This window comes from Actinomadura viridis, from assembly GCF_015751755.1.
GTDB classification, from domain to species: Bacteria; Actinomycetota; Actinomycetes; order Streptosporangiales; family Streptosporangiaceae; genus Spirillospora; species Spirillospora viridis.
Map to the genome: position 1 here is coordinate 7138283 of NZ_JADOUA010000001.1, position 14760 is coordinate 7153042.

11 protein-coding genes and 1 pseudogene are annotated in these 14760 nt (G+C 74.3%); 10 read left to right on the plus strand and 2 right to left on the minus strand.

Features of this window, described 5'->3' with window-relative positions; genetic code table 11:
- The first annotated feature begins 13 nt into the window (after positions 1–13).
- From IW256_RS32425 to IW256_RS32450, 6 genes and pseudogenes are all read left to right on the plus strand, one after another.
- Positions 14–2209 (plus strand): DNA polymerase III subunit gamma and tau, encoded by a 2196-nt coding sequence (locus IW256_RS32425; protein WP_197014567.1) that lies wholly within the window; start codon positions 14–16, stop codon positions 2207–2209.
- Between the two features lie 133 nt (positions 2210–2342).
- Positions 2343–2708 (plus strand): annotated as a pseudogene (locus tag IW256_RS41695) (YbaB/EbfC family nucleoid-associated protein); the annotation flags it as partial.
- A 283-nt stretch (positions 2709–2991) separates the two neighbouring features.
- Positions 2992–3591, plus strand: coding sequence for a recombination mediator RecR (gene recR / locus IW256_RS32435; RefSeq protein ID WP_197014569.1), 600 nt, complete (start codon positions 2992–2994; stop codon positions 3589–3591).
- Positions 3584–4132, plus strand: coding sequence for a DUF5063 domain-containing protein (locus IW256_RS32440; RefSeq protein WP_197014570.1), 549 nt, complete (start codon positions 3584–3586; stop codon positions 4130–4132). Before recR ends, IW256_RS32440 begins: the two co-directional genes overlap by 8 nt.
- A 108-nt stretch (positions 4133–4240) precedes the next feature.
- On the plus strand, positions 4241–5524 hold the full coding sequence (locus tag IW256_RS32445) for an aspartate kinase (protein WP_197014571.1): 1284 nt from the start codon (positions 4241–4243) through the stop codon (positions 5522–5524).
- A 175-nt stretch (positions 5525–5699) separates the two neighbouring features.
- Entirely contained in the window at positions 5700–6368 is a 669-nt protein-coding gene (locus IW256_RS32450) for a TetR/AcrR family transcriptional regulator (RefSeq protein ID WP_197014572.1), read from the plus strand.
- A gap of 174 nt (positions 6369–6542) precedes the next feature.
- Here the strand turns inward: IW256_RS32450 and IW256_RS32455 are convergent, their stop codons facing one another.
- Together IW256_RS32455 and IW256_RS32460 are read right to left on the minus strand one after the other, a co-directional pair.
- Entirely contained in the window at positions 6543–8348 is a 1806-nt protein-coding gene (locus tag IW256_RS32455; protein WP_197014573.1) for a S9 family peptidase, read from the minus strand.
- Positions 8349–8462: 114 nt separating this feature from the next.
- Positions 8463–9356: a MerR family transcriptional regulator gene (locus IW256_RS32460; protein WP_307829253.1), complete on the minus strand. Its 894-nt coding sequence runs from the start codon at positions 9354–9356 to the stop codon at positions 8463–8465.
- A 155-nt stretch (positions 9357–9511) separates the two neighbouring features.
- Between IW256_RS32460 and IW256_RS32465 the strand changes: the two genes are divergently transcribed.
- The 4 genes from IW256_RS32465 to IW256_RS32480 all read left to right on the plus strand — a co-directional run bounded on the left by IW256_RS32465 (position 9512) and on the right by IW256_RS32480 (position 14673).
- The gene (locus tag IW256_RS32465; RefSeq protein ID WP_197014574.1) at positions 9512–9715 is read left to right on the plus strand and encodes a hypothetical protein; all 204 of its coding nucleotides are present in this window, start codon (positions 9512–9514) and stop codon (positions 9713–9715) included.
- Between the two features lie 89 nt (positions 9716–9804).
- The gene (locus tag IW256_RS32470; protein ID WP_307829254.1) at positions 9805–10989 is read left to right on the plus strand and encodes a pyridoxal-phosphate dependent enzyme; all 1185 of its coding nucleotides are present in this window, start codon (positions 9805–9807) and stop codon (positions 10987–10989) included.
- Between the two features lie 113 nt (positions 10990–11102).
- Positions 11103–11732, plus strand: a complete 630-nt coding sequence (locus IW256_RS32475; RefSeq protein ID WP_197014576.1) for a GNAT family N-acetyltransferase — start codon at positions 11103–11105, stop codon at positions 11730–11732.
- A 271-nt stretch (positions 11733–12003) separates the two neighbouring features.
- Positions 12004–14673: a helix-turn-helix transcriptional regulator gene (locus tag IW256_RS32480; protein WP_197014577.1), complete on the plus strand. Its 2670-nt coding sequence runs from the start codon at positions 12004–12006 to the stop codon at positions 14671–14673.
- Positions 14674–14760 lie beyond the last annotated feature (87 nt).

Below are 14760 nucleotides of genomic sequence, written 5' to 3' on the forward strand. Positions count from 1 at the left end.
GGGCGGGCCCCCAATGAGTCTGGCTCTGTACCGAAAGTACCGGCCAGCGACGTTCGCCGAGCTCAAGGGGCAGGAGCACGTCGCCGAGCCTTTGCAGCAGGCGCTGCGCAACGGCCGGATCAACCACGCGTACCTCTTCAGCGGTCCGCGCGGCTGCGGCAAGACCTCCAGTGCCCGGATCCTGGCCCGTTCGCTCAACTGCGAGAAGGGGCCGACGCCCGATCCGTGCGGCACCTGCGACTCCTGCGTCGCGCTGGGGCCCACCGGCACCGGCCACATCGACGTCATCGAGATCGACGCGGCTTCGCACGGTGGCGTGGACGACGCCCGTGACCTGCGCGAACGCGCGTTCTTCGCGCCCGTCTCCGCGCGCTTCAAGGTGTACATCATCGACGAGGCGCACATGGTCACCCGGGAGGGCTTCAACGCCCTGCTGAAGCTGGTGGAGGAGCCTCCGCCGCACCTGAAGTTCGTGTTCGCGACCACCGAGCCGGAGAAGGTCATCGGGACGATCCGGTCCCGGACGCACCACTACCCGTTCCGGCTGATCCCGCCGGGCGTGCTGCAGGACCTGGTCGAGGAGATCCTGCGGGCCGAGGACGTGCCGTACGAGGAGTCGGCGCTGCCGCTGGCGGTACGGGCGGGAGCCGGGTCGGCCCGGGACACGCTGTCGATCCTCGACCAGCTGCTCGCGGGCTCGGACGAGAAGGGCATCACCTACGCGCGGGCGGTGTCGCTGCTCGGCTACACCGACGCGGCGCTGCTGGACGAGGTGATCGGCGCGTTCGCCGCGCGGGACGGCGGCGCGGTGTTCGCCGCGATCGACCGGGTGGTCGAGAGCGGGCAGGACCCCCGCCGGTTCACGGCCGACCTGCTCGAACGGGTGCGCGACCTGGTGATCCTGTCGAACGTGCCGGAGGCCGGCGGCAGCGGGCTGCTGAACGTCCCGCCGGACGAGCTGGAGCAGATGCGGCGGCAGGCCGGCTCGCTCGGCCCCGGGGAGCTGGCCCGTGCCGCCGACCTGCTGCACACCGGGCTGACGGAGATGCGCGGGGCGACCTCCCCCCGCCTGCTGCTGGAGCTGATCTGCGCGCGGATCCTGCTGCCCGCCGCGTACGAGGACGAGGCGTCGCTGTTCGCCCGGCTCGACCGGCTGGAGCGGCAGGCCGCGCAGGGCTTCCCCGCGGCGCCCGCGCCCGGCGCGTCCGGCGCGTCCGGCGGCCCGGCGCCCGCCTTCCAGGCCGCGCCCCAGCCGTCCGCGCCGCAGCCGCCTTCGCCCCAGCCGCCGCAGCCGTCCCCGGCCCCGGTGCCCGCCGTCCAGGACGAACGGCGTGACCAGCGGCCCCCGCAGGCCGCCGAGCCGGAGGAACGGCCCCGGCACCAAGCCCCTCCCGAGCCGCAGAACCGTCCCCAGGCCCAGAACCGTCCCCAGACCCAGGCTCAGGCCCCCGCTCGGCCCGCGCCCTCCGCGCCGCCGCAGGCGGCCCAGGCGCCGGTCCAGGCAGCGGCGGGTGGTGCGGACGTCTCCGCCGTGCAGCGGGTCTGGCCGGACATCGTCGAGGCGGTCAAGCACAAGAGCAAGGTCGCCTGGGTCATGATCCAGGGCGTCCATCCGGTCTCGCTGGACCACAACCTGCTCACCCTCGCCTTCGAGGCCGAGGGCGCCCGGACCAGATTCGCCAGCAGCGGCCGTGACGTGGTCCTGCGCCAGGTGCTCAAGGAGCGCATGGGCGTGGACTGGCGGATCGACACCGTACTCGGCACCGGCGCCCCCGCCCCCGGCGGGCGCGGGGGGAGGCCGGGAGGCAGGCCGGGCCCGGGGGGCGGCGGGTACGGCGGCGCCGGTTCTGGAACGGGCCCCTCGGCCGGGTTCGCCGGGGCGTCCACGCCCGCGGCGCCCCGTCCGGGCGGCGGCCCGCAGCCCGGTGGCCGGCCGGACCAGCCGGGCACCCCCTCCGGCCCGTCCGGGCGTACGGGCGCCGGGCAGGACACCGCGCGGACAGGGGCGGCATGGCAGGACGACGACCCCGGCCCCCCGCCCCCGGACGAGCCGCCCCCGCCGCCCGAGCCCGAGCCGATGGACGAGAGCGACGAGGTCGACCCGGAGGGGGACGCCGACGCGGACGGCACCGAGGCCGAGGCCGGCGGCATGGCGCTCATCCAGCGGGAGCTGGGCGGGCAGATCATCCGGGAGTTCGACAACTCGTGAGCCGGTCGGCGCACCGGAGGGTGGTACGTACCGGATCGCGTGCGAAACCCGTAGTCTCGGGAAGACAGACGTCCGATGGTCGGCGGGTCGCCGAGGAGAGGCCCGCCAGGGCCGGAAGGAAACGGAGCACGCCGTGGAACCCGGTGGTCAGTTGAACTTTCAGGAGCTGCTGGAGCAGGCGCAGAAGCTCTTCAGCGCGCAGCAGGAGCTCGCGGAGGCCGAGGTGACGGGCACCTCGGGCGGGGGGCTCGTCACCGCGACGGTCAACGGCCAGGGCGAGGTGACGGGCGTGTCGATCGACCCCGAGGCCATCGACCCCGACGATCCGGCCGAGACCGCCGAGACGCTGGCCGACCTGGTGCTCGCGGCGATCCGCGACGCCGGCCGGGAGGTCCAGGAGATGCAGCAGTCCGCGATGGGGCCGCTCGCCGCCGGGTTCGGCGGGGGGCTGCCCGACTTCGGCGCCGGCGGCGGTGGTATGCCTGGTCTTCCGGTTTTCCCCGGCTTGCCGGGCATGTCGGAGCTTCCGGGTTTCCCCGGCGCGGGCGGCCCCGCCGCGCCCGGCCAGGACAGGCCCGGCCAGGACGAGGAGGGCCCGGACGAGGAAGGCCCGAACGGCCCCGGCGGCCCCGGCGGGGCCGGTGGCTCGGGGGGCTCCGGGAAGGCCGGCGACTGACCGCCGGACGGCCGTGACCGGGACGGGCACCACCCGGCACCCGCCGCCCGCGGCCGTCCGACCCCGTTGACCGAGCCGGTGTGACCAGCGTGAAAGGAAGGGACCGTTGTACGAAGGGGTCGTTCAGAACCTCATCGACGAACTGGGCAGGCTGCCCGGCGTCGGCCCCAAGAGCGCGCAGCGGATCGCCTTCCACCTCCTCGCCTCCGACCCCGCCGACGTCGAACGGCTGGGCAAGGCGCTCAAGGAGGTCAAGGACAAGGTCCGCTTCTGCAAGACGTGCGGGAACGTGGCCGAGGAAGAGGAGTGCCGGATCTGCCGGGACGCCCGCCGCGACCCCCACGTCATCTGCGTGGTGGAGGAGTCCAAGGACGTCGTCGCGATCGAGAAGACCCGCGAGTTCCGCGGGCGCTACCACGTGCTGGGCGGGGCGATCAGCCCCATCGAGGGCGTGGGCCCCGACGATCTGCGCATCCGCGAGCTGATGCAGCGGCTGGCCGACGGCACCGTGACCGAACTGATCCTCGCCACCGACCCCAACCTGGAGGGTGAGGCCACCGCGACCTACCTCGCCCGCCTCGTGAAGCCCATGGGGCTGACCGTCACCCGACTGGCCAGCGGCCTGCCGGTGGGCGGCGATCTGGAGTACGCCGACGAGGTGACCCTCGGCCGCGCATTCGAAGGACGGAGGCTGCTCGATGTCTGACGCCAACAGCCCGCAGGACTGGAACACCCTCGCCGAGCGGGTGGCCCGCCATGTCGAGAACTACCTGAACGGGCTGGAGGCCGTCGCGCGAGGCGAGGGCGGCCCGCACGCCCTGCCACTGCTGCTCCTGGAGGTTTCGCAGGTCATCCTGGCCGGCGCGCAGCTGGGCGCCAGCGCCGACGTGATCCTCCCCGACAACTGGGAGCCCGAGGTCGGCGAGGACCCCGACCTGGACACCGTCCGGCAGGGCCTGGCCGAACGGCTGGTCGCGGTGGACGAGTACGTGGAGGTCTTCGACCCGTACAAGGACACCGAGGCGACCGCCTACCGGCTCTCCGACGACCTGGCCGACGTCGCCAGCGACCTCGTCCACGGCCTGCGCCACTACCAGCACGACCGTCCGCTGGAGGCGCTCTGGTGGTGGCAGTACTCCTACTTCAACCACTGGGGCAACCACGCCGGCGCCGCCCTCCGGGCCCTGCACGCGGTGATCGCCGGCGCCCGGCTGGACGTGGCCGAGGAGGCCGCCGCCGTCACCTGAGCCGCCGGGCCGTCCACGGGCGGGGTGTTACCTTGTCGTAACGCATTCGGGCCGCCTCGGTAGACTCGACGCCGGTACGCCTGACCCCTATCCGAGGAGCGCCCACCCGTGGCTCTTGTCGTGCAGAAGTACGGTGGCTCCTCCGTCGCCGATGCCGAGCGCATCAAGGCGGTCGCCCAGCGCATCGTCGCGAACAAGAAGGCGGGCCACGACGTCGTCGTCGTGGTCTCCGCCATGGGCGACACGACGGACGACCTGATCGATAAGGCCGAGCAGGTCAGCCCCCTCCCCCCGGCCCGTGAGCTGGACATGCTGCTCACCGCCGGGGAGCGGATCTCGATGGCGCTGCTGGCCATGGCCATCGCCAACCTGGGCCACGAGGCCCGCTCGTTCACCGGTTCCCAGGCCGGCGTGATCACCGATGGCGCGCACGGCAAAGCCAAGATCATCGATGTGACGCCGGGCCGGATCCGCACCGCCCTGGACGAGGGCTCGATCTGCATCGTGGCGGGGTTCCAGGGGGTCTCGCAGGGCACCAAGGACATCACCACGCTCGGGCGCGGCGGCTCCGACACCACCGCGGTCGCGCTGGCCGCCGCGCTGGACGCCGACGTGTGCGAGATCTACACCGACGTCGACGGCGTGTTCACCGCCGACCCGCGCATCGTGCCGGCCGCGCGCCAGATCCCGCGGATCTCCTACGAGGAGATGCTGGAGATGGCGGCCAGCGGCGCCAAGATCCTGCACCTGCGCTGCGTGGAGTACGCGCGCCGCTACAACATCCCGATCCACGTGCGGTCCTCCTTCAGCCAGAAGGAGGGCACATGGGTGGTCGACAGCAGCGACATCGAAGGCAAGAAGGACGGGGACATGGAACAGGCGATCATCTCCGGCGTCGCGCACGACCGCAGCGAGGCCAAGATCACCGTGGTGGGCGTCCCGGACAAGGTCGGTGAGGCCGCCTCGATCTTCACCGTCCTCTCCGACGCCGAGATCAACATCGACATGATCGTGCAGAACGTGTCGGCCGCCTCCACCGGCCGTACCGACATCTCCTTCACCCTGCCGGCCAGCGACGGCCAGTCCGCGCTGACCGCGCTCAACAAGGTCAAGGAGCGGATCGGGTTCGAGTCGCTGCGCTACGACGACCGGGTCGGGAAGGTGTCGCTGATCGGCGCGGGGATGCGCTCGCACCCCGGCGTCACCGCCAACTTCTTCTCCGCGATCGCCGACGCCGGGGTCAACATCGAGATGATCTCCACCTCGGAGATCCGGATCTCGGTGGTGGTGGCCCAGGACGACATCGACACCGCGGTCGCCGCCGCGCACCACGCGTTCGACCTCGACGCCGAGCAGGTCGAGGCCGTGGTCTACGGCGGCACCGGCCGCTGACCGGCGCACCCGGCTCCGGCCCGCCGGCCCGCCCGTACGCGGCGGGCCGGCGGCGCCTTCCGGTCGTCCCCGGGTGTTCGCGGTGCTCATCCGGTACGGGGCCGGGCGGGCCCGCGTCCGGAGTCCCGTCCGCGGACCCGAACAACTCGCCCCGGCGCGCTTTAGGGTGGCCTACGTGACCGAGACCAAGGCGGTGAAGTCGGAGCAGACGCGGGCCCTGATCGTCGAGACGGCGCTGCGCCTGTTCCGCGAGCGCGGGTACGAGGCGACCACGATGCGGGTGATCGCCAAGGAGGCCGGGGTCTCGGTCGGCAACGCCTACTACTACTTCGGCTCCAAGGAAGAACTGCTCCAGGCGTACTACGACCAGCTGCAGGAGGAGCACGTCAAGGCGTGCCGGGAGGTGCTGGCCGCCGAACGCGACTTCGCGCCCCGCCTGCTGGGCGTCCTGAAGGCCCGGGTCGACACGATGGTGCCGTACCACGAGTTCGCGGGGAAGTTCTTCAAGTTCGCCGCCGAGCCCACCAGCCCGCTCAACCCGTTCAGCGCCGACTCCGGCCCGGCCCGCGCGGCGGCGGTGGCCATCTACCGGGAGGTCGTGGACGGCTCCTCCCTCAAGATCGACGCCGAGTTCCGGCAGGAGCTGCCCGAGCTGCTGTGGCTCTACTCCATGGGCATCGTCCTGTACTGGGTGCACGACGGCTCGCCCGGCTGCCGCAAGACCTACCTCCTGGTCGAACGGACGGTACCCCTGGTCGACCGCATGGTGTCCATGTCGCGGCTGCCGGGCTTCAAGTCGGTCACCCGCGAGCTGGTCGGGATCATCCGCGACGTCCGCGCCTGAACGCGCCCGGCCTGAACGCGCCCGGCCTGAACGCGCCCGGCCTGAACGCGCCCGGCCTGAACGGACGGCCCGGCGCGGCCCCCGGGCACGGGGTGCCGAGGGGCCGGGCCGCCGCCGTCAGGCCCGTCCGGTCAAGCCGGGCAGACCGGTCAGGCCCGTCCGGTCAGGCCGCGCTCAGCACAGCCCCAGATGCTTGCGCGCGAAGGTCATCTCCGCCTCCATCTGGGTGATCCGCTCCTCCACGACCAGCGAGCCGTGCCCGGCGTCGTACCGGTAGACCTCGTGCGGCTTCCCCAGCTCGGACAGCCGCGCCAGGTAGTTGTCGATCTGCCGGATCGGGCAGCGCGGGTCGTTCTCCCCGGCCAGGATCAGGACGGGCGCCTTCACCCGTTCGACGTAGGTCAGCGGGGACGACTCGCGGTAGCGGTCCGGAACCTCTTCGGGCGAGCCGCCGAACAGCGAGCGGTCGAACGCCTGGAGGCCCTCCATCTCGTCCTCGTACGCGGCGAAGTAGTCGGCGACCGGGACGGCGGCCACCCCCACGGTCCAGTCGTCGGGCTGGGTGCCGATGCCCAGCAGCGTGAGGAAACCGCCCCAGGAGCCGCCGGTGAGGACCAGCCGCGCCGGGTCGGCCAGGCCGGAGCCGACCGCCCAGTCGCGGACCGCCTTGATGTCCTCCAGCTCGGTCAGCCCCACCCGGCCCTCGATGGCGTCGCGCCACTGCGAGCCGTAGCCGGTCGAGCCGCGGTAGTTGACCCGGACGACCGCGAACCCGTGGTCGATCCAGGCCGCCGCGGACGGGACGAAGGAGTCCTCGTCCTGCGCGGTCGGCCCGCCGTGGACGTCGAACACGGCCGGGAACGGGCCGGTGCCCTCGGCGGGCTTGGAGATCAGGGCGTGCACCCGGCCGCCCGGGCCGTCCACCCACACGTCCTCGACCGGTACCGACGGCGGCGCCGGCGGGCCGGGCGGGGTGAGCACGACCGCGCCCGAGGTGGACCGCACCACGGGCGGCTCGGCGGCCGACGACCAGGAGAACTCGACCGTCCCGTCCGGCCGTGCGGTGGCGCCGCCGATCACCCCGCGGGGCGTCTCGATCCGGGTCAGCTCGCCGGAGCCCAGGTCGTAGCGGTACAGCTCGTCGCGGGCCTCGTGGGAGTGGGAGACCAGCAGCGCGGAGCCGTCCGGGTACCAGTCGGCGCCGATCTCGCCGGGCAGGTCCAGGACGATCTCCTGCTCGGTGCCCGCGACGGGGTCCCAGATCAGCAGTTCCTCCCGGCCGCGGCGCTCGTGGTTGACCAGCAGCCGGGAGTCGCCGGGCACCGGGGCGAACCCGGCGCCGTACACGCCCTTGCCCGGCCCGTCCCACAGGTCGGCGACGGCCGTCCCGTCGGGGCGCAGCACGCGCAGCGCCATGTGGCGGCTGTCGCCGTGCTCGCTGTGGCCGATCGCGACCAGCGTCTCGTCCCGGGAGAGCGCCGCCACGTGCGCGTCCTCGGCGTGGTGGTACAGCACCTCGGGCTCGGCGCCCGGCCGGCAGAGGTGGACGCTGTTGCCGTCCTCGGTGGTACGGCCGACGAGTGCGAGGCCGCTGGAGCCCAGGGCCAGGCCGGACGGGTAGGAGGGCTCCAGGCCCGGCACGGCGGGCTCGCTGCCGTCCGTACCCGTGGCCTCCGCGCCGGCGTCCTGGGAGGCGGGGCCGTCGAACGGGGTGCGCCGCCAGATCCCGAACTCGTCGCCGTCGGTGTCGGCGAACCACCAGATCCAGACGCCGGTCGGGTCGACGCCGCCCATCCACGTGCCGTTGGGGCGGTCGGTCACCTGCCGCCGGGCGCCGGTCGTCCGGTCCCAGGCGTAGATCTCCCAGGTCCCGGTGACGTTCGACCGGTAGGTGCTGCGGTGCGGGGCGTCCAGGGCCCAGCCGGGCAGGCTCACCCGGGCCGCACGGAATCGGGCCTTCCAGCGCTCTTCGTCGACCATCTCCCCAGTATGGCGGTGCCGGCGGTGCGTTCTGTGCGAGTCCGCCGAGTCCGCCGAGCCAGGGCCCGTCCAGGGCAGAGCCAGGGCCGGGCCAGGGCGAGGCCCACCGCCGTTCTAGGCCGCGGAACCGGGCCCGGAGTCGGAGACAGGGCCGGAACCGGGCGCGGACGCGGGCACGGAGCCGGGCGCGGACGCGGGCACGGAGGCGGGCGCGGACGCGGCCAGGTGCCCGAGCATCCGGTCGAGCTCCGCCCGTACCTGGCGGTCCATGGCCCGGGTGAACGCGGCCTCCACCGCCACCTGGGCTCCGGGCCGCAGCCGGTCCAGGACGTCGGTGAGCTCGCCGAGGTCGCGCCCCGCCGGCCCGCCCAGCACGTGGGTGCTGATCAGCCGGACGAACATCGAGGCGACCTCGTCCATGCCCCGCTGGAGCGCCTGGCCGGCCGCCAGCACCTCCTCCAGCGGCACGCCCGCCCGGACGAGGGCCACGGTGGCCTCCAGCTGGCGGCGGCTCCAGTGGGTGACGCGGTCGCCGTCCACCTCGATGAGGCCCAGGCGTACGGCCCGCTCGACCACGTCGGGGCCGATCTCGCCGGGGAACAGGGCCGCCATCTCGTCCCGCGTCATGGTCACCGTCGTCTCGGTGGACCAGGGTGTGGTGACCACCTTCTCCACCCCGAGGACGGCCTCGATGTCCTGGCCCCGTTCCCAAGCGGACAGCAGCTCGCGGATGCCTTCGAGCGTGTGCCCCCGGTCGAGGAGGTCGCCGATCACGCGGAGCCGCGCGAGATGGTCGTCGGAGTACAGCCCGATCCGGCCGACGCGGCGGGGCGGCGGGAGCAGCTTGCGCTCCTGGTAGTAGCGGAGCGTCCGTACGGGGAGGCCGGCGGCCTGGGCCAGCTCCCCGATGCGGTACTCCCGGCCGGCGGACGACGTGGGGTCGCCGTGAGCCGCCGGAACGTCCGCTGGGGGATGGTCCCCGTCGCCCTCCACCGGCTTGTCGTTCACGGCGCAAGCATAGTTCGGCCAGGGAGCTCCCCGCGGTGTCCCGATCCTCCGGGAAAACCGGCGGGGGCGGGGCTTTTGGACGGGTCGTCGTTCGGCTAATCTCGCCCGGTCACTTCGCTCCTCCGCGTTGACGGGCCGAGAAAGGTCGATCGCAAATGCCCAAGACCCGCTCCCTCTTGATCGCCATGACCGTACTGGTCGCGGGGCTCGGCCTGAGCGCCTGCTCCAGCAAGCGCTGGTGCGAGCACGACGCCACCGACACCAGGGTCAGCAAGAGCTACTGCGAGAAGAACACCCCCGGGTACGAGTGGGAGTCGGACAGCAAGAAGAAGACCAAGAAGAAGACCAAGAAGCACTAGCCCAGGGCGGCGCGGAGCCAGGGAGCCGGGCACGCTCCCCACATCGGGCCGGCCGGTTCCGCCAAGCGACGATGGGAACCATTTCCTGCGTGGGATCCGGCATCGTGGACCGCCTCCCGGTCTCCTGGTACGCCAGGCCGTTCGCCCGCGCCTGGCGCTGCCCGCCGGCGCCGGGCGAGGCGGTCCGCTTCCATCGCGCCCTGCCCGGGTACGCGCCGACCCCGCTGGCCGAGGCGCCGGAGCTGGCCGCCGAGCTGGGGGTGGAACGCGTCTTCGTCAAGGACGAGTCGGCGCGTCTCGGCCTGCCCACGTTCAAGATCCTGGGCGCCTCGTGGGGGATCCACCGGGCGCTGGCCCGGCACTACGGCGTCCGGCCCGATCCGGCGGCGGACGCCGACCCGGTGGCCGCCCTGAAGGCCGTCGCGGCGGCGCACCCGCCCGTACGGCTGGTCGCGGCGGCCGGCGGCGACCATGGCCGCGCCGTGGCGAGGACGGCCCGGTTGCTGGGGCTGCCGGCCCACGTGTTCGTCCCGGCGGCGGACCTCGCGCCCGCCGCCTCCGCGGCCATCCGCGCCGAGGGAGCGGAGCTGACCGAGGTCACCGGGCCGTACAGCGAGGCCCTGCGGCAGGCCGTCTCGGAGTACGAGGCGTGCGAGGCGCCCGCCGCGCCCGCGTCCGGGCGTGCGGGGACGGTGCCGCGCCCGCTGCTCGTCCCGGACACGGCGTGGCCCGGTCATGAGGACGTACCGCAGTGGATCGTCGAGGGGTACTCCACCCTCTTCGCCGAGATCGACGACCAGCTGCGGGACGCGGGGGCCGCTCCCGCGGGCCTGGTGGCCGTTCCCGTGGGGGCGGGCTCGCTGGCCCAGGCCGCGGTCGTCCACCACCGCGGCGGGACGGGGACGGCGCCCGCGCCCACCCTCCTGGCGGTCGAGCCCGAGGCGGCGCCGTGCGTGCTGGCGAGCCTGGTACGGGGGCACGCGGTGAGCGTGGCGCCCGGGAAGACGATCATGGCCGCACTCGACCGCCCCGCGCCGTCCAGCCTCGCCTGGCCGTACCTGGAGGGCGGGCTGGACGCCGCGGTGGCCGTCGCCGACGAGGCCGCCGCCCGCGCCGCCGGTGACCTGACCGCCCTCGGCGTCCCGGCCGGGCCCTGCGGCGGCGCCGCCCTGGCCGGGGTGCGGGCGGCCCTGTCCGGCGGCCACCGCGCCTCGCTGGCGCCGGGGCACGAGGGCACCGTGGTCCTGCTGAGCACGGACGGCGTGACCGCCTGACCGGGGCGCCGCCCGCGTCCTGACAGGCGGCCCGACCGTGGCGTGACCGCCCATTCCCGAAGGCCTTCCTCGCGGGGATCATGTGATCACCAGCGTGTGAGAGGCGGCCCCCGATGCCCGATCTGATCCAGCTCTCCGACCGCTCGGACGTCACCCCCGGTCTGCGCCGCGACCTCGTCGACTGTTGGGTCCAGGTGACCCGCGGCGGCGGCGCGGCGGGCTTCCCGTTCCCTCCCGTCGCCGAGAACGATCTCGCCCCCGTCCTGGACGCCCTCATCGCCCGGCTGCGCCCGGACCGGGAGCGGCTCCTCGTCGCCCTCCACGGGACGGTCCCCGTCGGCTGGGCCCACCTCTCGCGGGACCCCAACCCCCTGATCCCGCACTGGGGTGCCGTGAACCACCTCCAGACCCTCCCCACGCACCGCAAACGCGGCGTCGGGACGGCCCTGATGAACCACGCGCGTGACGTGGCCCGCGACGAGATGGGGCTGCGACGGCTCCACCTCTCGGCCCGGAGCGGGATGGGCCTGGAGACCTTCTACGAACGGCTCGGCTGGCGGGAGGCCGGCCGCTGGGCCAAGGCGCTCCCGCCGGCCCCGGACGGCACCCTGGACGGCACCGTGCACGGCGGCACCCTGGACGGCGGCACCCTGGACGGCGGCACCCTGGACGGCCGCACCCTGGACGGCCGCACCCTGGACGGCGCCCCGGGCGAGGTCCTCATGGTCCTCACGCCGCTCTGAACGCCGCTCCGAGGACCTTTCTCACCACCCATCAGATCCATTGAACGGCCGTCCCGGACCGGAACGGCTTCTTGAGGTAGATCGCTGTTCCGTGGTTTCTCAAGGCCCGATTGTCCGTTTCCAAGGCGGGAAGAAAGAGGGGCGTCCTGGAAAAGCGGCAATGAATGGGTTTCATGGTTCCTGCCCTGGAGTCGCGGACGCGAGTGAACGCCGGGATGGGGTGCCCCATCCCGGGAGGGCGCGCTGTGACCCGTTCCGCGGGGAGCCGGTGATGGCACCGCGCCCCGTCCAGCACCCCGGCCCGGCGGCCGGGGCTCCCGGCATCGGCGCTGGTCCTGGAGCCGGTGTCACGCCGTACGGCACCGTCCCGCCGCTGCCCGGCTGGGTCATCGCGCGGCCCCGGTTGCTGGAACGCGTACGGAAGGGCGCGCGCGGGCGCCTCACCGTCGTCACCGGACCGCCTGGTTCGGGAAAGACCGTCGCCGTCCACTCCTGGGCGGCCACGGAGGAACGTTCGGCCATTCCCATCGTCTGGATGAGCGGCGACCGGATGCCGGGCACCCCCCAGGGATTCCACGCCGTTCTGGCGGAATGCCTGGCGCGTTCAGGAACCGTCCCGGGTCCGCACGTCCAGGGCCCGCAGGCCGGCACCGCCGGACTCCTCGCCGCGCTGGAGACCCCTGTGGTCCTGGTGCTGGACGACTTCCGCCCGGAACGCGGCTCGGCGCTCATCGGCCTCGTCTCCGGCCTGCTGGAGCACGCCGGTCCCGGGCTGCGCGTCGTCGTCACCACCCGCAGCGACCCGCCGTTCCCGCTGCGCCGGTACGCGCTGGCCGGGCGGCTCACCGAGATCCGCGCGGACGACCTGGCCTTCGGCGAACGGGAGATCGCCGCCGTCCTGGCCCAGCACGGGGTGCGGCTCGGCCCGGCGCCGCTGCGGGCGCTGGCCGAACGGACCGAGGGGTGGGCGGCGGGGGTGCGCCTGGCGGCGATGTCGATGGAGCTCCAGCCCGACCCCGAGTCGTTCGTCGAGCGGTTCGCGGGCGACGACCACGCCGTCGTCGGCTACCTCGTGGAGGAGGTGCTCGACGCCCAGCCCGCGGGCGTCCGGCGTCTGCTGCTGGCCACCAGCGTCACCGACCGGGTCAACGCCGAGCTGGCCACCGAGCTGACCGGCGACGAGATCGGCCGCGGCTTCGCCGAACTGGTCCGCCGGAACGCCTTCGTCATGCCGCTCGGGCACGGCTGGTACCGCCAGCAGACGATGATCCGGGAGGCGCTGCGGCTGGTCCTCGACCACGAGGCGCCCGGCGAGGCCGACGCGCTGTGCCTGCGGGCGGCGCGCTGGTTCGAGCGGGCCGGTCACCTGCCCGAGGCGGTCCGGCAGGCCGCCCGCGCGGGCGACTGGGAGTACGCGGCCCGGATGGTCGTCGACCGGCTCGCCATCGGAGGCGTGCTCGGCCTGCGCCCGGCCGACCCGCTCGCCGAGCTGTTCGGCGCGATGCCGGCCGGGCTGGCGTTCGCCGCGGCCGAGCCGGAGCCGGCCATCGTCGCCGCCGCGGTGGGGGTCGCCCGGGGCGACGACCGGGCGTGCGCCACGGCCCTCCAGCACGCCGGGCGGCTCCTGGAACGCGCTCCCGGCAGGGTGCAGGCACGGCTGTGCGCCGCGTTCGTCCGCCTGGCCCGGCACCGCCCCACCGGACCCGCGGGGACCGGCGCCCCGCACGGCGAGGTGCCGGTGCTGCTGCCCAGGTTCCCGGAACGGCTGCTGGACGACCGGCCGGAACTGCGCGCGCTCGTCCTGTCCGCGCGGGCCGCCGCGGCGCTGCGGGCGGGACGGTCCCAGGAGGCGGCCCGGCTCTTCGGCACGGCCGCCGCCGCGGCCACGCAGGCCGGCGGCGACTTCCAGCGCCGGCACTGCCTGGGCCACCTGGCGCTCATCGAGGCGCTGCACGGCAGGTTCGCCCACGCCGCCGAACTCGCCGCCCGCGCCGAGCAGCTGCCCGAGGTGTCGGTCTCCCCCGCCGGCAGGCGCGTCCCGGCCGCCCACCTGGCGTCGGCCTGGGTACGGCTGGAACGGTACGAGGCCAAGGCGGCGGCCGACGAGCTGGACAGGGCCGGGCGCGCGCTCGACGCCTGCCCCGACCCGCTGATGGCGGCGGTGCGCCGCCTGATCGGCGCCCGGCTGGAGATCGCCCGGGAGCGCCCGGACCAAGCCCTCCGGACGCTCGGCACGATCGGTGGCTCCGCGCCACGCGCCCCCTGGATCGAGCGGAGGCTGAGGCTGGTGGCCGCGGAGGCGCACGCCGCCCGGGGCGCCGCGGGACCGGCCCGTGTCGCGGCGGAGCAGGCCGGAGGGGCGGCGACACCGCGTTCGGCCGTGGCCCTGGCCCGCGCGGAGGTGTGCGGGGGAGACCCCGCCGCCGCGGCCGGCGCCCTGCGCCACGCCCTGACGGAATCGGCGAACGTCCCCGCCGACGTCCGGATCGAGGCATGGCTGCTGCACGCCCGCCTCGCCTACTCGGCCGAGGACGCCTCAGGCGGCCGCCGCTTCCTGGACCGGGCGCTCCGCCTCGCCGAACGCGAGCGGATCCGGCTCCCGTTCGCCCTGTGCGGTGAGTGGCTGCCCCAGGTGCTGCGCCACGATCCGGACCTCGCGCGGCCGTACCGGAGCCTGCTCGGCCCGCTGCGGCCGGGCGACCGCGCGGAGCCGTCCCGGCCGGACGGCGCGGTGCCGGTCGAACGGCTGAGCCCGCGCGAGTCCGACGTGCTCCAGAGGCTCGCCGGGATGATGAGCACCGAGGAGATCGCCGCGGACCTGTGCCTGTCGGTCAACACCATCAAGACCCACCTGAAGAACATCTACCGCAAGCTGGGCGTCACTCGCAGGACCGAGGCCGTACGGCGGGCCCGGTCCCTCTCCCTCCTCCGGGACCGCTGAGCCGGGACGGCCGAGCCGCGCGCCGCACCCGCCGCGCGCCGCTCCCGCTGCACCGCGCCCGCCTCGCACGCCGCACACGCCGCACCG

Excerpts from the sequence above, each read along its gene's own strand:
- IW256_RS32425 (WP_197014567.1), top strand. The coding sequence starts at position 14 with ATGAGTCTGGCTCTGTACCGAAAGTACCGGCCAGCGACGTTCGCCGAG.
- IW256_RS32440 (WP_197014570.1), top strand. The coding sequence starts at position 3,584 with ATGTCTGACGCCAACAGCCCGCAGGACTGGAACACCCTCGCCGAGCGG.
- IW256_RS32455 (WP_197014573.1), bottom strand. The coding sequence starts at position 8,348 with ATGGTCGACGAAGAGCGCTGGAAGGCCCGATTCCGTGCGGCCCGGGTG.
- IW256_RS32465 (WP_197014574.1), top strand. The coding sequence starts at position 9,512 with ATGCCCAAGACCCGCTCCCTCTTGATCGCCATGACCGTACTGGTCGCG.
- IW256_RS32475 (WP_197014576.1), top strand. The coding sequence starts at position 11,103 with ATGCCCGATCTGATCCAGCTCTCCGACCGCTCGGACGTCACCCCCGGT.
- IW256_RS32480 (WP_197014577.1), top strand. The coding sequence starts at position 12,004 with ATGGCACCGCGCCCCGTCCAGCACCCCGGCCCGGCGGCCGGGGCTCCC.